Source organism: Acinetobacter celticus, assembly GCF_001707755.1.
Classification (GTDB): domain Bacteria; phylum Pseudomonadota; class Gammaproteobacteria; order Pseudomonadales; family Moraxellaceae; genus Acinetobacter; species Acinetobacter celticus.
This window is the reverse complement of the sequence record NZ_MBDL01000009.1, coordinates 257,447-281,627: the sequence shown is the minus strand read 5'-3', so window position 1 is coordinate 281,627 and position 24,181 is coordinate 257,447. Positions and strand designations below refer to the sequence as shown.

25 protein-coding genes are annotated in these 24,181 nt (G+C 39.8%); 11 read left to right on the top strand and 14 right to left on the bottom strand.

The annotated features are described in order from the left end of the window. Window positions 1-28: 28 nt before the first annotated feature. The 6 genes from BBP83_RS08105 to dapD form a co-directional block, all read right to left on the bottom strand. The gene (locus tag BBP83_RS08105; RefSeq protein WP_068887298.1) at window positions 29-487 is read right to left on the bottom strand and encodes a peroxiredoxin; all 459 of its coding nucleotides are present in this window, start codon (window positions 485-487) and stop codon (window positions 29-31) included. Between the two features lie 14 nt (window positions 488-501). Continuing rightward, entirely contained in the window at window positions 502-1,194 is a 693-nt protein-coding gene (locus BBP83_RS08100) for a Dph6-related ATP pyrophosphatase (RefSeq protein ID WP_068887296.1), read from the bottom strand. Between the two features lie 59 nt (window positions 1,195-1,253). Next, window positions 1,254-1,670 (bottom strand): hypothetical protein, encoded by a 417-nt coding sequence (locus BBP83_RS08095; RefSeq protein ID WP_068887294.1) that lies wholly within the window; start codon window positions 1,668-1,670, stop codon window positions 1,254-1,256. A gap of 13 nt (window positions 1,671-1,683) precedes the next feature. Next, on the bottom strand, window positions 1,684-2,355 hold the full coding sequence (gene queC / locus BBP83_RS08090; protein WP_068887292.1) for a 7-cyano-7-deazaguanine synthase QueC: 672 nt from the start codon (window positions 2,353-2,355) through the stop codon (window positions 1,684-1,686). Window positions 2,356-2,399: 44 nt separating this feature from the next. Further along, window positions 2,400-3,110: a 7-carboxy-7-deazaguanine synthase QueE gene (gene queE / locus BBP83_RS08085; RefSeq protein WP_068887289.1), complete on the bottom strand. Its 711-nt coding sequence runs from the start codon at window positions 3,108-3,110 to the stop codon at window positions 2,400-2,402. A 100-nt stretch (window positions 3,111-3,210) separates the two neighbouring features. After that, the gene (gene dapD, locus BBP83_RS08080) at window positions 3,211-4,032 is read right to left on the bottom strand and encodes a 2,3,4,5-tetrahydropyridine-2,6-dicarboxylate N-succinyltransferase (protein ID WP_068887287.1); all 822 of its coding nucleotides are present in this window, start codon (window positions 4,030-4,032) and stop codon (window positions 3,211-3,213) included. 309 nt (window positions 4,033-4,341) lie between these two features. Here dapD and carO point away from each other — a divergent pair, with 309 nt between their 5' ends. Next, window positions 4,342-5,052: an ornithine uptake porin CarO gene (gene carO, locus BBP83_RS08075; protein ID WP_068887278.1), complete on the top strand. Its 711-nt coding sequence runs from the start codon at window positions 4,342-4,344 to the stop codon at window positions 5,050-5,052. A 60-nt stretch (window positions 5,053-5,112) separates the two neighbouring features. Here the strand turns inward: carO and BBP83_RS08070 are convergent, their stop codons facing one another. From BBP83_RS08070 to BBP83_RS08040, 7 genes are all read right to left on the bottom strand, one after another. After that, entirely contained in the window at window positions 5,113-6,273 is a 1,161-nt protein-coding gene (locus BBP83_RS08070) for an OmpP1/FadL family transporter (RefSeq protein WP_068887276.1), read from the bottom strand. A 125-nt stretch (window positions 6,274-6,398) separates the two neighbouring features. Then, the gene (locus BBP83_RS08065; RefSeq protein WP_068887274.1) at window positions 6,399-7,322 is read right to left on the bottom strand and encodes a CysB family HTH-type transcriptional regulator; all 924 of its coding nucleotides are present in this window, start codon (window positions 7,320-7,322) and stop codon (window positions 6,399-6,401) included. Between the two features lie 50 nt (window positions 7,323-7,372). Further along, complete coding sequence (locus BBP83_RS08060; RefSeq protein ID WP_068887272.1) at window positions 7,373-8,434, bottom strand: sulfate/molybdate ABC transporter ATP-binding protein; 1,062 nt, start codon at window positions 8,432-8,434, stop codon at window positions 7,373-7,375. A gap of 11 nt (window positions 8,435-8,445) precedes the next feature. Continuing rightward, window positions 8,446-9,339: a sulfate ABC transporter permease subunit CysW gene (cysW, locus tag BBP83_RS08055; RefSeq protein ID WP_068887270.1), complete on the bottom strand. Its 894-nt coding sequence runs from the start codon at window positions 9,337-9,339 to the stop codon at window positions 8,446-8,448. Continuing rightward, window positions 9,336-10,169: a sulfate ABC transporter permease subunit CysT gene (cysT, locus tag BBP83_RS08050; RefSeq protein WP_068887268.1), complete on the bottom strand. Its 834-nt coding sequence runs from the start codon at window positions 10,167-10,169 to the stop codon at window positions 9,336-9,338. The genes cysW and cysT overlap by 4 nt, the downstream gene beginning before the upstream one ends. A gap of 78 nt (window positions 10,170-10,247) precedes the next feature. Next, the gene (locus tag BBP83_RS08045; protein ID WP_068887266.1) at window positions 10,248-10,853 is read right to left on the bottom strand and encodes an RBBP9/YdeN family alpha/beta hydrolase; all 606 of its coding nucleotides are present in this window, start codon (window positions 10,851-10,853) and stop codon (window positions 10,248-10,250) included. A 432-nt stretch (window positions 10,854-11,285) separates the two neighbouring features. Further along, the gene (locus BBP83_RS08040) at window positions 11,286-12,290 is read right to left on the bottom strand and encodes a sulfate ABC transporter substrate-binding protein (RefSeq protein WP_171258063.1); all 1,005 of its coding nucleotides are present in this window, start codon (window positions 12,288-12,290) and stop codon (window positions 11,286-11,288) included. Between the two features lie 164 nt (window positions 12,291-12,454). Here BBP83_RS08040 and pabC point away from each other — a divergent pair, with 164 nt between their 5' ends. From pabC to BBP83_RS08010, 6 genes are all read left to right on the top strand, one after another. Next, window positions 12,455-13,267, top strand: a complete 813-nt coding sequence (gene pabC, locus BBP83_RS08035; RefSeq protein WP_068887261.1) for an aminodeoxychorismate lyase — start codon at window positions 12,455-12,457, stop codon at window positions 13,265-13,267. Further along, window positions 13,249-14,319 (top strand): endolytic transglycosylase MltG, encoded by a 1,071-nt coding sequence (gene mltG, locus BBP83_RS08030; RefSeq protein WP_171258070.1) that lies wholly within the window; start codon window positions 13,249-13,251, stop codon window positions 14,317-14,319. Before pabC ends, mltG begins: the two co-directional genes overlap by 19 nt. Before the next feature lie 9 nt (window positions 14,320-14,328). Next, window positions 14,329-14,925 (top strand): dTMP kinase, encoded by a 597-nt coding sequence (gene tmk, locus BBP83_RS08025; protein ID WP_068887257.1) that lies wholly within the window; start codon window positions 14,329-14,331, stop codon window positions 14,923-14,925. A gap of 80 nt (window positions 14,926-15,005) precedes the next feature. Then, the gene (locus BBP83_RS08020) at window positions 15,006-15,431 is read left to right on the top strand and encodes a PaaI family thioesterase (RefSeq protein ID WP_068887255.1); all 426 of its coding nucleotides are present in this window, start codon (window positions 15,006-15,008) and stop codon (window positions 15,429-15,431) included. A 198-nt stretch (window positions 15,432-15,629) separates the two neighbouring features. Continuing rightward, window positions 15,630-16,586: a hypothetical protein gene (locus BBP83_RS08015; RefSeq protein ID WP_068887253.1), complete on the top strand. Its 957-nt coding sequence runs from the start codon at window positions 15,630-15,632 to the stop codon at window positions 16,584-16,586. A 6-nt stretch (window positions 16,587-16,592) separates the two neighbouring features. Next, window positions 16,593-17,459 (top strand): arginase family protein, encoded by an 867-nt coding sequence (locus tag BBP83_RS08010; RefSeq protein WP_068887251.1) that lies wholly within the window; start codon window positions 16,593-16,595, stop codon window positions 17,457-17,459. 50 nt (window positions 17,460-17,509) lie between these two features. On the opposite strand, the gene nadB is transcribed toward BBP83_RS08010, so the two are convergent. Beyond that, window positions 17,510-19,144, bottom strand: coding sequence for an L-aspartate oxidase (gene nadB / locus BBP83_RS08005; RefSeq protein ID WP_171258062.1), 1,635 nt, complete (start codon window positions 19,142-19,144; stop codon window positions 17,510-17,512). 228 nt (window positions 19,145-19,372) lie between these two features. On the opposite strand from nadB, the gene BBP83_RS08000 reads away from it, so the two are divergent. From BBP83_RS08000 to lepB, 4 genes are all read left to right on the top strand, one after another. After that, window positions 19,373-20,758: a Do family serine endopeptidase gene (locus tag BBP83_RS08000; protein ID WP_068887249.1), complete on the top strand. Its 1,386-nt coding sequence runs from the start codon at window positions 19,373-19,375 to the stop codon at window positions 20,756-20,758. Between the two features lie 120 nt (window positions 20,759-20,878). Next, a complete protein-coding gene (locus BBP83_RS07995) occupies window positions 20,879-21,328 on the top strand; it encodes an acyl-CoA thioesterase (protein WP_068887247.1) in 450 nt (149 codons plus the stop codon). 183 nt (window positions 21,329-21,511) lie between these two features. Further along, on the top strand, window positions 21,512-23,329 hold the full coding sequence (gene lepA / locus BBP83_RS07990) for a translation elongation factor 4 (RefSeq protein ID WP_068887245.1): 1,818 nt from the start codon (window positions 21,512-21,514) through the stop codon (window positions 23,327-23,329). Between the two features lie 21 nt (window positions 23,330-23,350). Further along, the gene (gene lepB / locus BBP83_RS07985; protein WP_068887243.1) at window positions 23,351-24,178 is read left to right on the top strand and encodes a signal peptidase I; all 828 of its coding nucleotides are present in this window, start codon (window positions 23,351-23,353) and stop codon (window positions 24,176-24,178) included. Window positions 24,179-24,181 lie beyond the last annotated feature (3 nt).

The following is a 24,181-nucleotide window of genomic DNA, read 5'->3' as shown; positions in this document are numbered from 1 at the left end:
ATAATTTTGGGGTTTTGAGATTGAAAAATTAAGCTTGAAGTGCTTTAAGGTCTTCTAGGACTTGTTCAGCATGTCCCGCTGCTTTGACTTTGCGGTATTCTTTGACCAGTTTGCCATGATGGAAAATGAAGGTTGAGCGTTCAATGCCCATCACTTTTTTACCATACATATTTTTTTCTTTAATCACATCAAAGTGCTTACACAGCACTTCTTCTTTATCACTAATCAAGTTAATGCTCAGTGATTGCTTTTCAGTGAAGTTTTGATGCGCTTTTACCGAGTCACGTGAGATACCAATAATTGTAGTATTTAACGCTTCAAATTGATCTTTCAAAGCAGAAAAATCGACTGCTTGTGTCGTACAACCTGGCGTTGAATCTTTTGGATAAAAATACACAATCAGCCATTCTGACGGAAGGGTAGATAAGTTAACTTCGCCAGTGGTTGTTGGGAAGTCTTGGTTTGGCAATTGAATATTTTCAGTCATGCTTTAATCCTTGATTAAAATGAATTGCTTTCTAATTCGAGTGCTAAAAAGGCATAATTTTCATGATATAGAATATCACCTTTGCGTACAGCAATTGGTGCTGTAAATAAAGGTCCATCAATCACAGTGCTGTGAAATTCACCGCCTTCACCGCAAGGATCAATACCTCGATTTTCTAATTCTTGAATATAGTCCAGAGTTAAAATTTTTCCTAAATCATCAACTTTCATGCCCAAGTCAAGATTAACAGTCACAATCATGGTCTTAAAACCAAGCTGAATGAATTCCTCAATCACTTCCCGATGTGGGCGTTGCCACAGTGGCATACAGAGTTTCAGCCCAGTTTGTTGCGTCATCCGATCATGCCAACAACCATGTTCAGGCATATCTAAATCACCTGTGACTAAAACGTCTGCACCTTGCTGTTTGGCATCTGCTAACAATTTTAAAAATTCAGTTTCATAGTCATTCCAACTTGAAGATGCGGTAATGATCGGTAAGCCCAAGGCATTGGCTTGCGCTTGAATGATCTCCATGCTCATGGCATGTGAACGAGAACGCAGTCCTTGTTCTTCAAGCATGACAATTAAGCCAAGGGCTTTACCGACCTGCATTGTGTGATACAAGGCGAGGGTACTGTCTTTGCCACCGCTATAAGACACGATAAATTTTTGTTGGCTCGCGTTGGTTTTCCATTGGTGTTGCATACATTATCCATAGCTAAAAAAGCCTGCAATTGCAGGCTTTTCGTGGTATTTAAATCAACTTATTTTTTCGCTTGAGCAGCCTGTGCAGCTTTCATTGCTTCTTCAGTTAAGCTTTTAAGCTTGCTGGTTAGCTGTGGGCCAAAACAAGTTTGTAAATCTTTATTTTGTTTCTGAACAAAAGTTAAAGTTGCAGGGCTTTTCTTTTGGTTAATGGTACTTTGAATGTCCCATTTTTGAGCATTGGTCAAACGACCATCTGCTTCTACAGCACAAGTACAGTATTTGCTTACTTCTGCTGTAGATAATTTTTTACCTTTACCCGTTTCTTCTTTACAAACATTAATTAACGCAGATTTTACGTTAGTACTTTTGTAGGCTTGCTGAAGTTTGTCGTTGTCAGCGTGCGCTGCCGATGCAAATAAGGCAACAGCAGAGAATGTAGCAGAAAGAATAATGTTTGATTTTAAATTTTTCATAAACTGAACCTTGTTATTTCGGTATATAACGGGTTGGGTCTTGAACTTCCGCATCGGCAAAACCTTGTTTGCGAAGACGACAGCTATCGCATGTACCACAAGCGCGCCCTTGGTCATCTGCTTGATAGCAAGATACCGTTTGACTGTAGTTTACGCCATGTTCTATACCTAAGCGAATAATATTTGCTTTGGATAAATGTAACAGAGGTGTTTCAAATTTAAGCGGTTTTCCTTCTACGCCAACCTTCGTTGCAAGGCGAGCCATATTGGCAAAAGCTTCAATAAATTCAGGACGGCAGTCTGGATAACCTGAGTAATCAACAGCATTAATACCAATCACAATGGCTTCTGCATCAAAAACTTCGGCAGCTGCTAATGCATAAGATAAGAAAATCGTGTTACGTGCAGGGACATACGTTATAGGAATCCCTTCTTGTTCATGATCTGGAATATCAATACTTAGGTCTGTTAAGGCAGAACCGCCTAAGTTACCTAAATCGATATTAATGACACGATGTTCTACACCTGCTTGTTTAGTCAATATACGCGCTGCATCCAGTTCTGTGGTTGAGCGCTGACCATACATAAAGCTTAAAGCAATACATTCATATTGCGCTTGAGCCCAAGCCAAACAAGTTGTTGAGTCTAAGCCTCCAGATAATAAAACTATGGCGCGACGGCGCATATTTAAATCTCCAAAAATGAATCTATATACAATATAGAAAAAAATTAACGACCAGTTTCATCGTTCCATAACAGTTTATGCAACTGTAGTTGAAAACGAACAGGGAGATGGTCTTCTAAAATCCATTGTGCTAAATCACGTGCAAGTTGTGGCAAACGCACAACGCCTTTTTCGACAGCAAAAGCCGGAGAGAACCATACAGTGCTGACTTTCTCATTTAAAGCATACTGTTCAACTTGCTGTTTTGACCATTCATAATCTTCGCGATTACAGATCACAAATTTAATCTGATCATGCTGAGTTAAATGATCGAAGTTGCTGAGTAAATTGCGTGTAACTTCACCCGAAGTGGGGGTTTTTAAGTCTAAAATTTTGGAAACACGTGGGTCAACTTTAGATACATCTAAAGCACCACTGGTTTCAAGAGAAACGTCACAGCCTAAATCTGCAAGACGGCTCATTAATGGCAATGCATTGGGTTGAGCAAGCGGTTCACCGCCAGTCACACAAATATAAGGCGTTTTAAAATCTAAAGTGGTTTGAATAATTTCTTCTAATGATTTTCGCTCACCACCTTCAAACGAATAGGTTGTATCGCAATAAGTACAGCGTAAAGGGCAACCGGTTAAACGGATAAAAACTGTAGGTAAACCTGCGGCATTGGCTTCGCCTTGCAAAGAATAAAAAATCTCCGTAATGCGTAGCCCCGCAGAAGGATCGGAAACAGGAATTGCGGAAGATCGAAGCGTATTCATAACAAAATTAAACCAGATGTAGAAAAACAAAAATCTCTACGATCATGGCTGACCGTAGAGATGAGGTGCGATAGCTCCGTAAGAGCATTAAGACATATGCTTAGTCTTCGCGTAGTAAATCATTCAAGCTCGTTTTCGCACGTGTTTTTGCGTCCACTTTTTTCACAATAATTGCAGCATAAAGACTGTAAGTACCGCATTTAGATGGAAGGCTACCAGAAACAACCACTGAACCTGCAGGTACACGGCCGTAATGGATTTCACCTGTTGCGCGGTCATAAATCTTAGTCGATTGACCAATGAACACACCCATAGAAATGACAGAACCTTCTTCAACAATTACGCCTTCAACAATTTCAGAACGCGCACCGATAAAGCAGTTATCTTCAATGATTGTTGGATTGGCTTGAAGCGGTTCAAGTACACCACCAATACCTACGCCACCAGATAAATGAACGTTTTTACCAATTTGAGCGCATGAACCAACAGTTGCCCAAGTGTCAACCATTGTGCCTTCATCTACATATGCACCAATGTTCACATAAGATGGCATTAACACAACATTTTTCGCTTGGAAAGAACCTTTACGTGCAACAGCAGGAGGAACTACACGTACACCCGCTGCTTTAAATTGTTCTTCAGTCCAATCAGCAAACTTAGTATCAACTTTGTCATAGAAACGAAGATCGCCAGCTTCCATTGGTTTGTTGTCATTTAATTTAAATGATAACAATACCGCTTTTTTAACCCATTGATGAACAACCCATGTTCCATCAATTTTTTCAGCGACACGTAAAGTACCGTTATCTAGACCCGCAATAACTTCTTCAACGGCTTGGCGAATTTCAGTTGAGCAATCCGCTGCTGTAAAATTAGCACGGTCTTCAAAAGCTTGTTCAATGATTGTTGAAAGCTGAGACATGATCTTCCTTCCAGAAAAAAATTTCCTAGATTTTACACTATATTGGGCGAGCAAGAGGTGGAAAATGAACAATAGATTGGAATTAATTACTAAAAGTATGAGAAGTAGAATTTTTTTGTTTCGTTTAGTTAAGGAAAGATGAAAAACCTTTTTAAATTAACATGAAGAAAAAAGATGTATCAAAAAATAACAAAAACCAAGTGAAATTTGAATAAACGGTGAGCAATTTATCGCTTATATTTCACGGCATGCGAAGGAACCATACAAATGGTCAATAATTTTAAACGTTTGTATTTGAGGAAAAACATAATGAAAATTTTACGCACAATTTTAGCAACATCACTATTGGTATCTGCGGGTACTGCAATGGCAGATTCATCTGTTATAGATGATGGTTATATTTTTGATCAAAATAAATTAATTCCGACTGGTGTTCGTGCCGAAGTGGGAACCACGGGTTACGGTGGTGCATTACTTTGGACTGCAAACCCGTATGTGGGTTTAGCACTGGGTTATAATGGTGGCGATATTTCATGGTCTGACGACTTATCTGTAGATGGTGTGAAATACGATATGGATATGGATAACACACTAGGTTATTTAAATGCTGAAATTCGTCCTTGGGGCGCAAGCGCAAACCGTTGGGCTCAAGGTGTTTATGTGGCTGCAGGTGTGGGTTATGTAGACACAGAATATGGTTTGAAATCTACAGCGAAAAGCGGTGAAATTGAAATTGGTGGCAAAAAAACTTCTTTTGAAAGCTTAAATGGTAAAGTTTCTTATGACAACGATATTGCACCATACTTAGGATTCGGTTTTGCACCTAAATTGAATAAAAATTGGGGCGTATTTGGTGAAGTGGGTGCATATTATACAGGTAACCCAACTGCTAGATTAACTGCTGTAGGTGGTACAACTGCTGACCGTGAGTTACTTGAAGATCATCAACGTAGTATTGAACAAGATGACAAATACCAATGGATGCCAGTGGGTAAAGTTGGTGTAAGTTACCACTGGTAAAATCTATTCAACTGTAATTGCAATAAAAACGGGCTTTGGCCCGTTTTTTAATTCTATATTTTAAAAATAATGGCCGACCTTAAAACCATAAGCCCATACATCTTTATCTTCAAGGGTGGACAAAGAGGTGACGGCAAGACTGGTTGTATCTGTTTTTGCGGGCTTTAACTTTAAATAATAGAGTCCACTAGAAACAAATGTTTTAGGTGAAATATTATATCTAAAGCCAGCACCAATACCATTATAGCCATTGGCAGGATTGGTTGCAGATGCAGGATTATTGCTTCCAGAATCCCATGAGGTTTCTGCACTGAGATATAACTTTTCATTCAGTAAATGGGCAATTCCAAGTTTTGCAGACCATTGATCTGATTGGTAATTGATTAGCTTCAAACCAGAAACGGAGGGGATATGAATGTATGGATTAAGAATACTTTGAAAGCCCGCAGGCTGAATTTCAAAATCTTCCCAATTGACCCAACGCACTGTGCCAAAAACTAAATTTGATGTACTGATGGCGCTCATAAAATCAAAATTTACAGATTGTGGTGTATCAATAGCTGTCGATTGTTCGGATAAATTATATAAAGGAGAAAGCTCTGTGGTACGGACACGATGTTTAACTTCTGAACGATAGGTCAGGCTGGTGCGTAAGGCAATTTCTGGACGCTGATAATTCAGACCAAGCAACCATCCCGTTGCATCATCAGGTTTTAATTGTGCAGTATAGCCATTTAAAAAGGAGTAATTTTTGCCAAATAAATGGATATTTCCTTCAAAACGTTGTCGTGTTAAACCTGCATAAAAATTCCAGTTTACAGTCGGCTGAAAACCCGTTAAAGCAGTAATATTGTAGGTATTAATATCAACATTAACCGCTTCGGATGGCGCATGATCAGAGCTTGCTTCAGGAGCGTAGAAGTAATTGACTTTAATTCCAAAAGGTTGGTCGAGTAATAGACCAATAGAAACCTGTGAATGAAGCTGAGCCTTAATGGTTGCCTGAAACAAACGGTAGTCATCCACCAAATTGCCAGATGAAAAGCCTGTATTGGGATTTTTTCCACTAATATCGGCGTGAATTTGGCCAACTGAAAACTCTGCATAATTGCCCTTTTCAAAAAAAGGCAAAATACTTTGGCCTGATTTTTCTAAGGCGGCACCGTGACTGTGTACAGAAATACACAAGACAATTAATAAGAGCGGTATCCTATTCTTCATAATCAATCTGGCCTAGAATTTAAAGTGTTTTTTGTTTTTTTAATGTGTAGTAATTATGTGATAATAAAAAAAAATTTACGCTTAAAAAAAGAGACCTAGGTCTCTTTTTTTGTGGTTTATTTTATTTAGTCTTCTGGATAAGCCACTTTTTTTAAAGCTTTCACATCTGCATCTGGTGAGCACAGAGAAATAAATTCATAGCCATAGCCACGTAATAGATGTCCTTTGCGTACGGCAAGCCATGTGGTGTTAATGCCAAAAAGATCAGTTGCAATTTGTTTTAAACGGTAATCACGTTCTGCATCATAGGCAACATTGTTGACAATACCCACGCCCATGTTCAGTTCGACATAGGTTTTAATGACGTCGGCATCTAGGGCAGACATCACAATATCAACATCAAAGCCGGCCTCTTCAAAGGCCTCATCAATTTTAGAGCGACCTGTGAAGCCACCATGATAGGTAATGATAGGATAATGTGATAAATCTTCAATGCTGATATTTTCATTGAATGTCAGTGGATGATTTTGTGGGGTAATAATGCTGTGTTGCCAATTATAAAATGGCACGCTGGCCAAATTATCTTCGGTTGTTAACGATTCCGTGGCAATCCCAATATCGGCATCACCTTTTAAAAGCATTTCAGTAATTTCGACAGGGCTGGCCTGTTGCAAAATGAGGTGAACTTTTGGAAAATCTTTTTTAAACTGATTCACAATTGGCGGTAAAACATAACGTGCTTGCGTATGTGTGGTGGCAATCGTCAATGTGCCTTCATCGACTTTGTTAAAGTCATCTGCAAGACGTTTAATATTATCTGCATCGACCAACATGCGCTCTACAATACCCAATAAAGATTGACCGGGCTCAGTTAGGCCCAATAAGCGTTTGCCTTTACGAATAAATAGCTGAACACCTAATTCATCTTCCAAGTCTTTAATATGCTTACTCACACCCGATTGTGAGGTATATAAGGCCGCCGACGCTTCAGTTAAGTTGAAATTCTGTCTAACTGTTTCTCTAATAATTCTAAGTTGTTGGAAATTCATGTTGTTGCGTACCTCTAAGTTGACGGGGTGCTATACCCCATCATAAAGCCTTAAGCGACTTGGTTTTCAAATAAATGCAAAGCAGATGCACTGAGCCAAACGGTTTGGTTTGGACGGTATTGATGCAATTTAGCTTCATCTGGCGTCAGTGAAATTTCAATTAAGTTGCCTTGACGATCTTGTAGTTCGGCTAAAACTTTTCCTGCAATCCAGATTTCACGAAGGAAGGTGGCTTGAATGGCATTGTCCTGAGGCTGTGCATGAATACGAAGTTCATTTGGACGTGCAAAGGCAATGACTGATCCTTGTGGCGCATTGGGTTGTTGTGGCAATTGAATGCGGTCTTCCCCAATTTGAATGATGCCGTTGCTATTTTGACCTTCAAAGCGGTTGGCTTGTCCTAAAAAGTCAAATACAAATGGCGTAGCAGGTTTTTCATAGACTTCACGTGGTGAACCAATCTGTTCGACATTTCCTTTGTTCATCACAATAATTTGGTCAGCTACTTCAAGGGCTTCTTCCTGATCGTGTGTGACAAAAATAGAAGTGATGTGTAATTCGTCATGTAAAGTCCGTAACCAACGGCGTAGTTCTTTACGAACTTTGGCATCTAAAGCACCAAAAGGTTCATCGAGTAATAATACACGTGGTTCAACTGCTAAGGCGCGTGCAAGTGCAATACGTTGACGTTGACCGCCAGAAAGCTGTGCAGGATAACGGTCAGCTAAAAAGCTCAATTGCACCAAATCTAGCAAACGGGTCACACGCTTTTTAATTTCTGCTTCATTTGGGCGTGTTGAACGTGGGCGTACACGTAAACCAAAAGCAATGTTTTCAAACACAGTCATGTGTCGGAACAGGGCATAGTGCTGAAATACAAAACCAACTTCACGTTCACGCACGTGAACATTGGTTGCATCTTCACCCTCTAAAATAACTTGACCGCCGTCTGCAGACTCTAAACCCGCAATAATACGCAGTAGGGTGGTTTTACCACAGCCCGATGGCCCCAATAATGCTACCAATTGGCCATCTGGAAAATCTAAAGAGATATTGTTCAGTGCGTGGAATGCACCAAAGTGTTTTTCAATATTTTTTACTTGAATACTCATGAGGTCATTCCTTAAGAAGCAGTTGAATCTTCATTGCGTTGGTCTTGTTTTTCTTGACGAATTTCGACCCATGTTTTTAAGATGAGGGTGACAATTGCCAGTAATGCCAAGAGGGATGAAACAGCAAAGGCTGCACTGAAGGTATATTCGTTATAAAGGATTTCGACGTGTAGTGGCAGGGTATTGGTTTCGCCGCGAATATGACCAGAAACCACAGATACTGCACCAAACTCACCCATTGCACGGGCATTACACAGAATTACGCCGTAAATTAAACCCCATTTAATATTGGGAAGTGTCACTTTCCAAAAGGTTTGCCAGCCATTTGCACCCAGTACAATTGCCGCTTCTTCTTCTTCAGTGCCTTGTGCTTCCATCAGTGGAATCAATTCACGTGCAACAAAAGGTACAGTAATAAAGATCGTCGCCATGACAATAGCAGGAACGGCATATAGCACTTTAATATCATGATCCATCAGCCAACCACCAAACCAGCCTTGTGTACCAAAAATCAGTACCAACATTAGACCTGCAATGACCGGTGAAACTGAAAATGGCATATCAATAATGGTGGTTAAAATAGATTTACCACGGAAATTAAACTTAGCAACCGACCATGCTGCAGCGACACCAAATACCACGTTCAAAGGCACAGCAATGGCTGCCGTCAATAAGGTTAACTTCACTGCTGATAAGGTGTCTGGGTTGACCAAAGCTTGAAAATAAACCCCAACACCTTGTTTAAAGGCTTCTACAAAAACCAAAATCAGGGGCAACATTAAGCAACTTAAAAAGAAAATAAGTGCAATGCTAATTAAGATGATACGGACGATAGCGGGTTCACGTGTGGCATCGCGTGATTGTAGTTTTTTAGCTAAGGCGTTGCTGTTGGTATGTGAACTCATTGTGCAGTTCTCCCCGTACGACGGCTTGCCCATGCTTGAACTAAATTAATCAAAAATAAAATCGTAAATGAAATCACCAACATCACTACGGCAATGGTTGTTGCACCTGCATAGTCATATTCTTCTAAGCGCGAAATAATCATCAGTGGGGCAATTTCTGTTTCAAAGGGTTGGTTACCTGCAATAAAAATCACCGAACCGTATTCGCCGACACCACGTGCAAATGCCAAAGCAAAACCTGTAATGAGCGCAGGAAGCAAAATAGGCAAAATAATTTTAGTAATAATTTGAAAACGGTTTGCACCTAAAGCAGAAGCGGCTTCTTCCAATTCGGTTTCAAGGTCACTTAATACAGGCTGGACAGTACGCACAACAAATGGAATACCAATAAAAATCAGTGCCAACGTAATCCCGATTGGGGTATAGGCAACTTTAATCCCTAAAGGTTCTAGATATTGACCAAGCCATCCTGTGGGTGCATATAAAGACGTTAGGGCAATACCCGCAACAGCCGTTGGCAGTGCAAAAGGTAAATCTACCAATGCATCAACAATACGTTTACCCGGAAAACTGTAGCGTACTAAGCACCATGCCAATAATAAACCAAAGACTACATTGATTAAGGCTGCAATAATGGCGGTGCTAAAACTTAATTGTAAAGATTTTAAGATACGTTCTGAGCTTAAAATTTCCCATAAACCGTCCCAACCAATGTCTAATGATTTAATAAAAACCGCAGACAAAGGAATCAGTACAATTAATGATAAATACGCTAGGGTAAAGCCTAGAGAAAGACCAAATCCTGGCAGCACTCGGGATCGCTGTGACATGATGACTCCCAAAAAGAGAAAATTGATTAAATACAGTCAGTAAAGATAAAAATTCGGATCAAGCATAATTTGCAAAGACTAAATTGCAAATTTAAATAAGTACTTGTGCTCATCAGTAATATTAATATGTTGCATGGTTTTTTCTGAAATTAAATAATCAAAAATTTCAGGAAAAGGGCCATAACCCGATGCAACATTAATGTGACCTGCTAAGCCCATGTTGATTGGCTTTAATTTCCAAGTTTTTGCAAGGTGCTTGGCATCTTTAAAGGTCAGCCAAGGGTCATTTTCACTAATGAGCAGAGTGGTTGGTACATCAATTTTTAATTGATGAAAATACGTAGCATAATCATTTTGACTATCATGGGCGAAACCCGCATCACCAAAACGAGCAGGGTTTGCAGGTGCAACTAAAATCATTTTTTTGATTTTAGGTTTGAGTTCTGGGTGCTGTGCTAGTGCTGCCACCGTTGTTAAGCAACCAAAACTATGCGCCACAATTTGAATATCGTCCTGAATTGGCGTGACAGTTTTTACAAACTGTGCCACCCAATCCTTTAATACAGGATGATTCCAATTGGCTTGATGCACACGAGAGCACGACATGAATTGGCGTTGTAACCATGATTGCCAGTGAGTATTTTCACTACCACCAACACCCGGAACAATTACAGTATGAGTCATGTCGTTACTCCTTCATCCTTCTGGTACTATTTTTCAGTGCTATTTGCTTTTACGCTTTGGTCGAGAAAAACCACCATTATGGGCTTGCTTAGTAGAGCGACCATAAAGCTGTTTAAAATTAATTTTTTGACTGGTACGACTTTTTCAATATTTGCCAAATGTTTGATTGACACTTTTAGAGCGTTCAAGCATTGGATCATAAAACACATTGAAAAGGTCTTTTGACTGCACCCAATGAAAGCGTTGGAATGCTCATGTAGACCTCTAATATGCTGAATGATTTTGTAACATAAAGACAGAATAACGCCTTCTTTTATGCATAAAAAATAATAAAAAATGAATTCTATATGAATAAAAGAGATATGTTGGTTACTCTACACTTCAAGTATTCAAGCAATAAAAAAATGCCAGTTTTTTCCTATTGGTTTTTAATTATTTGGTGCTGTTGGTTTTGACGATTTGATCGAACACACCACCATTTTCAAAGTGACGTTTTTGCACTTTGCTCCACCCTCCAAATTCTTTATCAATCGTGACCAGTTTTAAAGGTTTGAATACGGTTTTATATTTGGCTGCGACTGCTGTATTGCGTGGACGGTAAAAATTGTTGGCAGCAATAGTCTGACCTGCAGGGGAATAAAGATAATTCAAATAGGCTTTGGCAAGGGTTAGGTTGCCATCTTTTTGGGCATTTTTTTCGACAATTGCGACAGGAGGTTCAGCCAAAATAGACAGCGACGGAGTCACAATTTCGAATTTTCCGGGTTGTTCACGTAAGGCTAAATGGGCTTCATTTTCCCAAGCCAGTAATACGTCGCCAATACCACGTTCAGCAAATGTTGTGGTTGCGCCACGTGCGCCAGAATCAAGCACTTTGGTATTTTTATAAATTTGACGGACAAATTCTTGTGCTTTGGCATCAGTTCCACCCGCTTGATGTTTGGCCCAAGCCCAAGCTGCCAAATAGTTCCAGCGCGCACCACCCGATGTTTTTGGGTTTGGGGTAATAATACCGACATCATTTTTAATTAAATCGCCCCAATCTTTAATGCCTTTTGGGTTGCCCTTACGTACTAAAAATACAATGGTTGATGTATACGGTGTCGAATTGTTTGGGAATTTTTTCTGCCAGTCTTTTGGCAATAAATTTGATTTTTCTGCAATAGCATCAATATCGGCGGCTAAAGCTAAGGTCACTACATCGGCATCTAAACCATCAATGACCGAGCGGGCTTGTTTACCAGAACCACCATGCGATTGTTTAAAGTTAATGTCTTGACCTGTATTTTTTTTCCAATAACTGCCAAATTCTTTATTAAAGTTTTCATACAATTCACGAGTGGGGTCGTAAGAGACATTTAAAAAGTCTTTTGCAAGGGCACTAAATGATGTTGCTGAAATAAGTATGGCTAAAACCCCAATTTTTAATGTACGCATGTGGATATCCTTGAAATTTGAAATAGGTGTGATGACAAGGCAAAGAGTAACGTTAACTTTTATGATGAAAAAATAAGAAGAAATGAATTTTATATGAATAAAAAAGCTATCAAACCAGTGTGACTGTTCTTAAACTAGAAGCCGATGAACAGGAAGTCTTTTTAATGCAATGTTTTAAGAATGCACAAGAAATGAATACCGTTTCAGTATTAGACCGCGCATTTCATTATGGCGATGGATGTTTTAGTACGGCTCGTATGCGACAGGGTGTTCTTGAGCTAAATGATTTACATTTTGCTCGTTTGCATAACAGTAATGAGCGTTTGTACTTAGGCGCAAATTTAAACTTGGTTCAGCAAAGCATACAATTGATTCAACAACAAAATTCTTCTGCAAGTGGCACTTTAAAAATTATTCTAAGCCGTGGTGAAGGGCAACGTGGTTATAGCTTGCCAGAACATCCTGCCGATGTTTGGGTGTTTTTTTATCCGAAAGAGCTTGCCGATTTTGAGTATGAAACCTTTTCCAGTGGTGTTTTAGAGCAAGTGATTGGTTTTAGTATGCCGAATTTAGTCGGTCTAAAAACCTTAAACCGTTTAGAACAAGTTCTGTTGAAACAAGAAGCAGACCAGAAGGGTTGGGCAGAAGCCTTGGTGATGGATATTCAGGGATCTGTGGTTGAAGGGGTAAGCAGTAATTGTTTTATTCGTATAAATGATAGGTGGATTACGCCCGAACTTCGCTATAATGGCGTGCACGGGACTATGCGCGCAGAAATTTTATCGCGTATGCAATTGCAAGGTATAACGTGTACACAACGATTGGTCGATATGGAAGAAATACCGACATTTCAAAGTGTTTTCTTCTGTAATGCTTTGCATCCCATGAAAATTGCATCCAGTTTAAATGGAAAACCTTTAGATGTTCAGGCCTGTACTGAACTATTTCAAACGCTTCAATTGAATCAGATCCGTTAAATATGTCATCAGCCAAGCCAAAAGCCCAAAAGAAAAATTCACAATCCACGTCTAAACCGAAAGTTTTTTTGGGGTTTGCCGTTGGCTTTGTTGTACTACTTTGCATTGTTTTATGGTCTAGTCTATTTAAGGCTTATCCTATAGAAGGCAAAAAGCAAATGCTGGCCATTGGCGAAGGCGATACCTATTCGGGTTTTATTGACCGCTTAGCCAAAGAAGATAAAGTAAGTTTCCCAATTATATTAAAACTTTATCAAAAACTGATGATTCATGACACCTTAAAAGCAGGGGTGTATGAAGTGCGTCAAGGCATGAGTGTACGTGAAGTCATGCAGATGATTTCCAATGTTGATAATGCGCAGATGAACCGTATTTTAGTGATTGAAGGCACAACCTTTAAACAGTTAATCGATACTCTGAAAAAAGATCAGTTGGTGACGCACGACATCAGTCATTTGCCCCATGATGAAATCTTGAAAGCCTTAGAAATTCCGTATCATCATCCTGAAGGTTTGTTTGCACCAGATACGTATTTCTTTGCCAAAGGTGAATCTGACAAGAAAATTTTGAAAGATTTATATGTGCGCCAAATGAAAGCATTGGATCAGGCTTGGGCGAATCGCGCAGCTGATTTACCGTATAAAGATAAATATGAAGCCCTAATCATGGCTTCAATTGTAGAAAAAGAAACCAGTTTAGATAAAGAGCTTGAACAAGTGTCGGGTGTATTTGTCCGTCGTTTGAAATTAGGGATGCGCCTACAGACTGACCCAACCGTTATTTATGGTATGGGTGATAAATATGCAGGTAATATTACCCGTCAAGATTTACGTACACCAACAGCATATAACACCTATACCATCAATGGCTTACCGCCAACACCAATTGCCTTGCCAAGCAAAAAAGCCATTGAAGCCGCAATGCATCCAGATCGTTCCAACAATATTTACTTTGTGGCGACAGGTAATGGGGGGCACAATTTTACTGCAACATTGCAGGACCATAATCGCGCTGTGCAGGACTATCTTGCCGTTATACGTTCAAAGAATTAAGGAGTGAGCATGTTTATTAGTTTTGAAGGCACCGAAGGGGTTGGCAAAACCACGCTCATCCGTAAAATTTATGATCATTTTATTGCACAAGGTCAAGATGTGGTCTTAACCCGTGAACCGGGTGGAACACCGATGGCAGAGCAAATTCGCGCATTGCTATTGTCTGTAAATCATGAAGAAAAAATGTGTAATGACACTGAACTGCTACTGATGTATGCGGCTCGTGCACAACATTTGAGTCAAGTGATTTTGCCTGCGTTAGAAGCGGGTAAAACAGTGCTGTGTGACCGTTTTACCGATGCCAGTTTTGCCTATCAATGTGCTGGTCGCGGTTTAAGTGAAGACAAATTACTGTTGCTGAATGCTAACTTTGTCAGTCGTATGCCAGATTTCACTTTTTGGCTAGATGCACCCATTGAAATTGGGATGAATCGAGCACGTGCACGGGGTGAACTCGATCGCTTTGAACAAGAGAAAGTTACTTTCTTTGAGAAAGTAAGGGCCGGCTATGAAACTTTGTCTGTACGCCATCCTGAACGGGTGAAGCGTTTAGATGCATCTCAAAGTCCAGAACAGGTTTTTGAGCAAGCTTTAACGTATTTTTAATCTATTTAAAATGCCATAGCTTTGTTCGGTAAAATCATTTAAAAAATCATGCATGATAATGATTATGGATGATTTTTTTTATGCGCAGTACACAGCAAGAGATATTGCAATTTTTAACGCAATTTTTTCCACAAAGTTTAGCTCAATGTGATATTGAGGCCGTGACTGAAAAAGGCGCGTCTTTATTGTGGCGTGTGAGCGAAAATGATTTACGACCAGGAAATACCATTTCTGGCCCAACCATGATGGCCTTGGCTGATTTTGCCATGTATGTCGCCATTATGGGTGAAATTGGGATTGTGGGATTGGCTGTGACCACCAATATGAATATTAATTTTTTACGTAAGCCCTCTGGTAGCCAAAACCTGCGTGGGACGTGTAAATTAATGAAAGTAGGGAAAGCATTAATTGTTGCCGAGGTCTGGATTTATTCTGTTGATTTGGATGATCCTGTCGCGCATGTGACAGGAACGTATTCGATTCCACCAAACGATTTTGCTAAATAAGGGCGAGTCTGCGCTTTTAAAAATGTATAACGAAGTATAAAAAATGAGATGGTAATCCGATTTTTTTGTGTTTCATTTGGGGTTTTAAAACATGAGCTGATTCAGTTTATGCACATTGAATGCAAGGTGCTGAATGGGTCAAATCGCGAAAATGATTTTAAAAACGATAATAAAGTAGAGCGTCAAGTAGGAAACTAAATGACTATAAAAGAGCAGGAAGTTGTACAGTTATTTCGTGAGCGGGCTCAGCCGTTATCGGTAAAATTGACAGAAATGTTAAATGAGCATTATTCACATCAAACTGAACGTAGGGGCTGTGGTTATACGCAAGCCACGCGTGTTTTGGCCGATTATATTAATACGCCACGCGACTGTAATACGTTTTATGATTTAAAAATTTTTGATGATTTTAGTGTTAAACGCCAACATGCTCTTGGTGAGCTAAAACATCTTCATAACTTAGCGGATTGGCATAATTTAGATATACAGCCACCGTTGCAATATTTTGTACAAAATACGCCCAATGAGTTGAGTCATTTGCAGAATGAAATCAAATTTCAACAGCAACTGAGGCAGATTAGCCAGTATGCAGAATTAGAAGAAAGTAAATTAATTTGCGACCTAATTGAAGATATCATTTTACCGAAAGATACGCAGCAGACGGGTTTAACAGAATTAAAAAGTTTAGCCGAGCGTCCTAAAGTGGGTTCGTGTCCCATGGCTGAAAATTTTTTCCTGAAAATTGCTCATCGCCGTGTGCTCCGCAGTGGTTCAATTAATATTTTTGTCGATGAGCAAAATGAACCTTTGCTGATGGAAAAATTAAATATGGGGGATAATCATTCTTGTATTAGTTTAAAACCCATTTTGATGAATGGTATTCGAGTCCCTCAAGGCTCATTGTTCTCTGTCGATTATTCATCTGAGCACATTGAAAATAAGACCCCAAATAAAGAATTCAAAGGTTTTATTCTGCCATATTCTGCTATTAATGGATTTTGGTTTTTAAGACTGACGACATTGGCAGTATCGCCTAAAAATAGAAAACGGGCATTTAGCACGCATTTTGATCAGCAAGTTGCAAATGGGCTATATAGTCCAGAAACGACTCAAATTCAGCAGTTACTTGATGTCGCGCTTACACAATTTAGGTAGCTTTCTATGTTGGATGTTTGTTATTCACCGAATTATATTTCTACGACCCATACCAACAGTATGGAGAAGTTAAAAGCCGTAGCTGATGCGCTGAGTACATGGCAAGGGATTCAATTTCACGAGCCTGAAACTTTAGATATTGAAATACTGAAGTTGTTGCATGATCCTGCCTATGTCAGTGCTTTTCAGACTGGAACCCCTGAAAAACTGGCAGTCATGTCAGGGTTTAAACCATGGTCTGAAAAACACCGCGATGCGGTATTAAGCATTAATGCAGGACAGATTTTGGCAGCAGAATTGGCATTGAAAAATGGTATTTCAGCCAATATTGCACAAGGTTTTCATCATGCGGCCTATCACTTTGGTGGTTCATTTTGTACTTTTAATGGATTGGCTTTGGTCGCGCAGCAGTTCCCAGACAAGAAAATTTTTATCTTAGATTGCGATCAGCATGGGGGCGATGGTACTGCCGATTTTACCCGCCGATTAGATAATTTATTTAATTATAGTATTTATGGTTTAGCCTTTGGTTGCCCGACCTATGAGCGTGCGCTGACTTGTCATATACATAAAGACCGTGGGAATTTTGCGCAATATACCATGGCTGTGCATGAAGGTTTTCAGCAAGCCTTGGCTTGGGGTGCAGATTTAATTATTTATCAAGCAGGGATGGACTGCCATCAGCTCGATCCGTTTGGGTCAAGTTGGTTGACGACAGAATTAATTCAAAAACGTGAAGAGATGGTTTTTCAATTAGCCAAGCGTCATCAATTGCCCATCATGTTTGTATTGGCTGGCGGGTATCAACCTTTGCCCGATTTACTAAAATTGCATTTATTGACTTTTGAGGCTGCGCTGAAAACTTATTATTGATAACTCTTGCGATATAAAAAGCCGAATCATTCGATTCGGCTTTTTAAATACTAGGCATTCAGCAAAGGTTGTTCAACTTGAAAGTTTGGTGGCGTGAGTACAGTTTTACGCAGTTCAGGGCCAAGTTCAGGGTAATCTAAAGTGAAGTGCAAACCACGTGATTCTTTGCGTTCCATGGCACAGCGCACAATCATTTCTGAAACTAAGACTAAATTACGTAATTCAATCAAATTCTTACTGACCTGATAGTCTTGATAATATTCGGTGATTTCCCGCTTGAGCATTTCTATACGGTGTAACGCACGTTGCAAACGTTTGGTACTACGCACAATACCGACATAATTCCACATGGTTTGGCGCAGTTCATCCCAGTTTTGTAAAATCACCACGTCTTCGTCAGGGTTCATCACTTGCGAATCATCCCAAGCAGGCACTTGTGGCGATTGATAATCAGTTGGTAATCCAATTTCAATGTGTTTAGCGGCGGCCATGCCATATACGAAGCATTCTAAAAGTGAGTTACTGGCCATTCGGTTAGCGCCATGCAAACCTGTATAAGAGGTCTCGCCAATCGCATATAAACCAGCAATATCGGTTTCGCTGTTTTCATCTACCACTACGCCACCACAGGTGTAATGTGCGGCAGGTACAACGGGTATCATTTCTTTGGTAATGTCGATACCCAATTCAAGCAGTCGTTCATACAAGGTTGGAAAATGTTCTTTTACAAAACTTTCAGGTTTGTGGGTAATGTCTAACCAAACATGACGAATACCTAAGCGCTTAATTTCGTAGTCGATGGCCCGCGCTACAATATCGCGTGGTGCAAGTTCAGCGCGCTCATCAAAACGCAACATAAAACGCTCACCATCAGGTAGGCGTAAATAAGCACCTTCACCGCGCATAGCTTCTGTAATTAAAAAAGAACGCGCTTGCGGATGATATAAACAGGTTGGATGAAATTGGTTAAATTCCATATTGGCGACACGGCATCCCGCGCGGTAAGCCATGGCAATGCCATCACCTGTGGCAATATCTGGATTGGATGTATATAAATAAGCTTTCATTGCGCCACCACACGCCAGTGCTGTGAATGGAGCTAAAAAGGTATGCACTTTTTCGTTTTTTTCATCTAGGGCGTATAAACCCAATGCACGGTTGTCTTCATCCAGATTTAGCTTGTGTGAGGTAATTAAATCTATAGCAATATAATTTTCAAAAATATGAATATTGGATTTTTCTTGTGCACGCTGTACCAGCGTAGTTGAAATGGCACGTCCTGTGGCATCGGCAGCATGAATAATACGACGCTGCGAATGACCTCCTTCACGGGTTAAATGTAATTGTTCTTGTTCATCTAAGGTAAATTGCACACCATGTTTTAATAGAAAGTCTACAGAGGGCTTCCCGCCTTCAACAGTCTGTTTAACAGCGCCAAATTCACATAAATCTGCGCCTGCAATCATTGTGTCATCTATATGCTGCTCAATAGAGTCCGTCTGATCCAATACTGCTGCCACACCACCTTGCGCAAAATAAGTACTTGCATCAGTCAGTATCGACTTCGCCAGAACAGCAATATTAAAATGATTCGGAAGCGATAACGCTAAGCTTAAGCCTGCACCGCCACTACCCACAATAATCACATCAAAATGATGTGTTGTTTCTAAATTAGACATATCCATCAGCTAATTTGAAAAAAAGTCTGGTAATAACACCGCTTTTTTGCACAAAAGGCAAGAGCATAAATGCTTTAGTATGATGAATAATATGAATCAAGATCTAAATTTTAAGCTTGAATTAAGCTACTGTTTATACAAAACATAATAAACATTTTATTACGAAGCACTTAGATGCTTTATGATAAAACCGATCATATTCCAAAACATCAATAATTTGAGTGAATACTTGAGATGAAAATTCAAACAATGCAAACAGGGTTATACGCAGTGGTATTTGCTGTTGTAGCTGTTCAATCGCATGCAGCTACGCCAGTCGATTTTTCTAATTTAGTTGAGCAAGTGAGTCCTGCCGTCGTAAGTGTGAGTGTTGTTAAAAAATTGACTCAAGAAGAGCTTTTGCAACAACAAGTGCCTGAAATTTTAAAACGCTTTTTTGGAAATCAGGTCATTATTCCACAGCAACAAATTCCACAAGAAAAAACGGGTTATGGCAGTGCATTTTTTATCAGTAAAGATGGCTATTTATTAACGAACCATCATGTCGTAGAAAATGCGTCTAAAGTGACCATTGTATTAAATGACCGCCGTGAAATAGACGCGACCGTTGTCGGTAGTGATGAGCGCACAGATGTGGCGTTATTGAAAGTGGCAGGCTCAGGTTTTCCTGAATTACGTACAGGCAATGTTGGTCAGCTGAGAGTAGGTGAACCAGTATTGGCTATTGGTTCGCCTTTTGGCTTCGATTATTCAGCATCTGCGGGTATTGTTAGCGCTAAAATGCGCAATATGATGGGGGAAACCTCTGTACCGTTTATTCAAACTGATGTGGCATTAAATCCGGGTAATTCGGGTGGGCCACTGTTTAATCAACGTGGTGAAGTGGTTGGGGTGAATTCACGTATTTTTAGTGGAACGGGGGGCTACATGGGCTTGTCATTTTCCATTCCAATTGATGTGGCTATGGACGTAGCAGATCAATTGAAAAAATATGGGAAAGTTACACGTGCATATTTGGGCGTAAGTTTGCAAGATATTGACCGTAACTTGGCCGAGTCTTATAAATTAGACAAACCAGAAGGTTCATTAATTACGCAAATTGCACCCAATTCACCTGCGGCCAAAGCAGGCTTTAAAGCTGGAGATGTGATTCTGAAATTTAATGGCCTACCAATTTCTAGAACATCTGAATTATTAAATTATTTGAACCGCGCTGTTCCGAATCAAAGTATTCAATTAGAAGTACTGCGTGATGACAGTCGTCGTAATATTTCAGCAACATTGTCTACCGCACCAGATGATACGCCAGCAAAATCAGAAGCCATTCAACCACCAAGTAAAGGGCCTGTTTTAGGAGTGAGTATTCGTGATTTGAATGCCTCTGAATTAAGTAAGTTAGATATTAAAGGCGGTATTTTAATTCAAGATGTACGCCGTGACGGCATTGCTGCTCAGGCTCGTTTAATGTCAGGAGATGTCGTGGCTCAAATTAATAACAAGGTTATTAATAATACCAAAGACTTTGTGGATGTGGTTTCTGACTTGAAAAAGAACACCGTTGCACGTGTCACGATTATTCGTGAAGGTCAACGTGCAATTGTTGGAATGCGGATTGAATAACGTTTAAATTAAACAAAAAACCGCTGACTTTAAGCGGTTTTTTGTTTTTGCAATTTACGCATGTGATAGTACCGTAGACTATGATTAATAAAGTATTTAAAGCAAAGGGATTAGGGTGAAATGAGTAGCGTATTTGATTTAAAGCTGACTGTACAACCCGAACATATTGATGTGCTTGGTCATGTTAATAACGTGGTTTATGTCAGTTGGATGCAAGATGTTGCAACTGCGCATATTGAGCAGTTAGGTTTAGGGTTAAAAGAATATATCGTGTTAAAACACGCTATGGTGGCTGTAGAGCATCATGTGCAATACAGAAAAGCGGCGGTAGAAGGCGAAGAAATTATTTTACGCACTTGGTTGAATGATATTAATGCACTGTATTCTTTTCGGCAGTATGTGTTCTATCGACCAAAAGACAAAGCAGTATTGTTCATGGGCAATACTCAATGGGCATGTATTGAAATTGCTACAGGTCGTCCTAAACGGATGTCTCCGACATTTACGCAAGCCTATCAACCTATTTTAGATACAGAAAACCCTCTGGATTTCAGCGCTTACGATGCTTAACTAACACATGATTTTGGTACTTTGTATTTATCAGGAACTCAACCTTGCTGTTTAAAGCACAAACGAGTTCATTATTATGGATACATTGAAAAAACCATCTGCTATAATCCTTCGCAATTTCTTTTCAGCTTTTGCTGTGCATTTTAAACTGTGTGCATGGCGCGTTTTTCTTCAAGGTAACTCATGGCGCAAGCTAAAAAATCTGTTGATATTAAAAACATTCGTAACTTTTCGATTATTGCACATATCGATCATGGTAAATCGACACTTGCAGACCGCTTCATTCAAATGTGTGGTGGCTTACAAGATCGTGAAATGCAGGCTCAAGTTTTAGACTCTATGGAGTTGGAGCGCGAGCGTGGTATTACCATTAAAGCAACATCAGTTACCTTGTACTATACGCATCCAAATGGTCAAGAATACCAGTTGAACTTTATTGATACGCCTGGGCACGTTGACTTTTCTTATGAAGTTTCACGCTCTTTGGCGGCATGTGAAGGCGCTTTATTGGTTGTAGATGCAGCGCAAGGTGTTGAAGCACAATCTGTTGCGAACTGTTATACCGCACTTGAACAAGGCTTAGAAGTTCTTCCAGTTTTGAATAAAATTGATTTGCCTCAAGCTGAACCTGAGCGCGTCATTCACGAAATTGAAGAAATTATTGGGATTGAAGCCACGCATGCGCCAACGTGTTCTGCAAAAACGGGTCTTGGTGTTGAATCGGTATTAGAAACACTGGTAGAGATTATTCCTGCACCTACAGGTGACCGTGAGGCACCTTTACAAGCACTGATTATTGACTCGTGGTTTGATAACTACTTAGGCGTTGTGTCTTTGGTTCGAATCAAACAAGGTCGTGTGCGTAAAGGCGATAAAATGTTGATGAAATCAACAGGCCAAACGCACATTATTACCTCTGTGGGTGTTTTTAATCCAAAACATACTGACACAGGTATGCTAGAAGCAGGCGAAGTGGGCTTTATTATTGCAGGGATTAAAGACATTTTTGGTGCGCCAGTCGGTGATACGATTACATTGGCAACCACGCCAGATGTTCCAACGTTACCAGGCTTTAAAAAGGTTAAACCGCAGGTATATGCAGGTTTGTTCCCAATTGATGCCAGCGATTTTGAACCGTTCCGTGAAGCTTTACATAAATTACAAATCAACGATTCGGCCTTGTTTTTTGAACCTGAAAGTTCAGATGCTTTAGGTTTTGGTTTCCGCTGTGGTTTCTTGGGGATGCTCCATATGGAGATCGTACAAGAACGTTTAGAGCGTGAGTATGATTTAGACCTCATTAGTTCTGCACCAACTGTAATTTACGAAGCAGTGATGAAGAACGGTGCAACAATTTATGTCGATAGTCCATCTAAAATGCCAGAAGGTTCTACTGTCGAAGACCTACGTGAACCGATTGCAGAATGTAATATTCTTGTGCCACAAGAATACTTAGGTAATGTCATGACATTGTGCGTTGAACGCCGCGGTGTGCAAAAAGACATGAAGTTCTTGGGTAACCAAGTTGCAATTAGCTTTGAAATTCCAATGGCAGAAGTGGTCATGGATTTCTTTGATCGCTTGAAATCATGTTCACGTGGTTTCGCATCATTGGATTATAACTTTGTTCGTTTTGAATCTTCATCTTTGGTTAAGGTGGACGTGCTAATTAATGGCGATAAAGTCGATGCTTTAGCCATGATCTGTCACCGTAACGATGCTCGTCATCGTGGTATTGCCTTGGTTGAAAAAATGAAAGAATTGATTCCACGTCAAATGTTTGATGTGGCCATTCAGGCAGCTATTGGCGCACAAATTATTGCGCGCTCAACAGTGAAAGCGATGCGTAAAAACGTATTGGCCAAGTGTTATGGTGGTGACGTTTCACGTAAGAAGAAACTCTTATCGAAACAAAAAGAAGGTAAGAAACGCATGAAGCAAGTCGGAAGTGTTGAAATTCCGCAAGAAGCGTTCCTTGCTGTACTAAAAGTAGAAAGATAATAACTCGAGGTCATTACGCTCATGGATTTTGATTTTAATTTAATCCTTGTACCTGTCACATTGGTTTTTTTCATCGTGTGGCTGTTAGATAAATTGGTTTGGAAACAAAGGCAAACCAAAGGCAAGGGCAATGAAAATGTCATTATTACTTGGGCGTATGATTTCTGGCCAGTACTAGCGGTTGTTCTTGTTCTACGTTCTTTTTTATATGAACCTTTTAATATCCCGTCAGATTCTATGGTACCAACTTTAGAAACAGGCGATTTTATTTTGGTCAATAAATTTGAATACGGTGTTCGTTTGCCTATTATCAATAAAAAAATTATTGATGTGAGCGAACCCGAACGCGGTGATGTGATTGTATTTCGCTATCCGCCACAACCGACCATCAGTTATATTAAGCGTGTAGTGGGTTTACCAGGCGATCATATTGTTTATGATCATGGTCAATTGATTATTAATGGTAAAAAAGTACCTAAAGTTCCTGTGGAATTTAGTCGTGCTAAAGATGTGCAAGATACGCCAACATCGATTTATCACCAAGAAACCTTGGGTGAACATACGTATACTATGCGTGAACTGGAAGGGGTGAATGTTGCCCGTCAGGCACCATTTATTAATTATGTCGACAATGGTAAATATTCGAACGAAAATGGTTTATATTGGGAAGTCAAAGTTCCAGCGGGTCATTACTTTGCGATGGGGGATAATCGCGATCAAAGTGCTGACAGTCGTTTTTGGGGATTTGTACCTGAAGAAAACCTAACAGGTCGTGCATTTTATAAATGGATGCATAAAGAACCTGGGTTTAAATTACCGTCATTTAGCCGTAACGGTAAAATTGATTAATGC

Coding starts and splice junctions, on each gene's coding strand:
- dapD (WP_068887287.1), bottom strand. CDS start 4,032: ATGTCTCAGCTTTCAACAATCATTGAACAAGCTTTTGAAGACCGTGCT.
- carO (WP_068887278.1), top strand. CDS start 4,342: ATGAAAATTTTACGCACAATTTTAGCAACATCACTATTGGTATCTGCG.
- BBP83_RS08100 (WP_068887296.1), bottom strand. CDS start 1,194: ATGCAACACCAATGGAAAACCAACGCGAGCCAACAAAAATTTATCGTG.
- BBP83_RS08065 (WP_068887274.1), bottom strand. CDS start 7,322: ATGAATTTCCAACAACTTAGAATTATTAGAGAAACAGTTAGACAGAAT.
- BBP83_RS08095 (WP_068887294.1), bottom strand. CDS start 1,670: ATGAAAAATTTAAAATCAAACATTATTCTTTCTGCTACATTCTCTGCT.
- BBP83_RS08015 (WP_068887253.1), top strand. CDS start 15,630: ATGACTATAAAAGAGCAGGAAGTTGTACAGTTATTTCGTGAGCGGGCT.
- BBP83_RS08000 (WP_068887249.1), top strand. CDS start 19,373: ATGAAAATTCAAACAATGCAAACAGGGTTATACGCAGTGGTATTTGCT.
- BBP83_RS07995 (WP_068887247.1), top strand. CDS start 20,879: ATGAGTAGCGTATTTGATTTAAAGCTGACTGTACAACCCGAACATATT.
- BBP83_RS08010 (WP_068887251.1), top strand. CDS start 16,593: ATGTTGGATGTTTGTTATTCACCGAATTATATTTCTACGACCCATACC.
- BBP83_RS08060 (WP_068887272.1), bottom strand. CDS start 8,434: ATGAGTATTCAAGTAAAAAATATTGAAAAACACTTTGGTGCATTCCAC.
- BBP83_RS08020 (WP_068887255.1), top strand. CDS start 15,006: ATGCGCAGTACACAGCAAGAGATATTGCAATTTTTAACGCAATTTTTT.
- pabC (WP_068887261.1), top strand. CDS start 12,455: ATGCAATGTTTTAAGAATGCACAAGAAATGAATACCGTTTCAGTATTA.
- cysW (WP_068887270.1), bottom strand. CDS start 9,339: ATGAGTTCACATACCAACAGCAACGCCTTAGCTAAAAAACTACAATCA.
- BBP83_RS08040 (WP_171258063.1), bottom strand. CDS start 12,290: ATGCGTACATTAAAAATTGGGGTTTTAGCCATACTTATTTCAGCAACA.
- queC (WP_068887292.1), bottom strand. CDS start 2,355: ATGCGCCGTCGCGCCATAGTTTTATTATCTGGAGGCTTAGACTCAACA.
- nadB (WP_171258062.1), bottom strand. CDS start 19,144: ATGGATATGTCTAATTTAGAAACAACACATCATTTTGATGTGATTATT.
- tmk (WP_068887257.1), top strand. CDS start 14,329: ATGTTTATTAGTTTTGAAGGCACCGAAGGGGTTGGCAAAACCACGCTC.
- BBP83_RS08070 (WP_068887276.1), bottom strand. CDS start 6,273: ATGAAGAATAGGATACCGCTCTTATTAATTGTCTTGTGTATTTCTGTA.
- lepB (WP_068887243.1), top strand. CDS start 23,351: ATGGATTTTGATTTTAATTTAATCCTTGTACCTGTCACATTGGTTTTT.
- BBP83_RS08105 (WP_068887298.1), bottom strand. CDS start 487: ATGACTGAAAATATTCAATTGCCAAACCAAGACTTCCCAACAACCACT.
- queE (WP_068887289.1), bottom strand. CDS start 3,110: ATGAATACGCTTCGATCTTCCGCAATTCCTGTTTCCGATCCTTCTGCG.
- cysT (WP_068887268.1), bottom strand. CDS start 10,169: ATGTCACAGCGATCCCGAGTGCTGCCAGGATTTGGTCTTTCTCTAGGC.
- lepA (WP_068887245.1), top strand. CDS start 21,512: ATGGCGCAAGCTAAAAAATCTGTTGATATTAAAAACATTCGTAACTTT.
- BBP83_RS08045 (WP_068887266.1), bottom strand. CDS start 10,853: ATGACTCATACTGTAATTGTTCCGGGTGTTGGTGGTAGTGAAAATACT.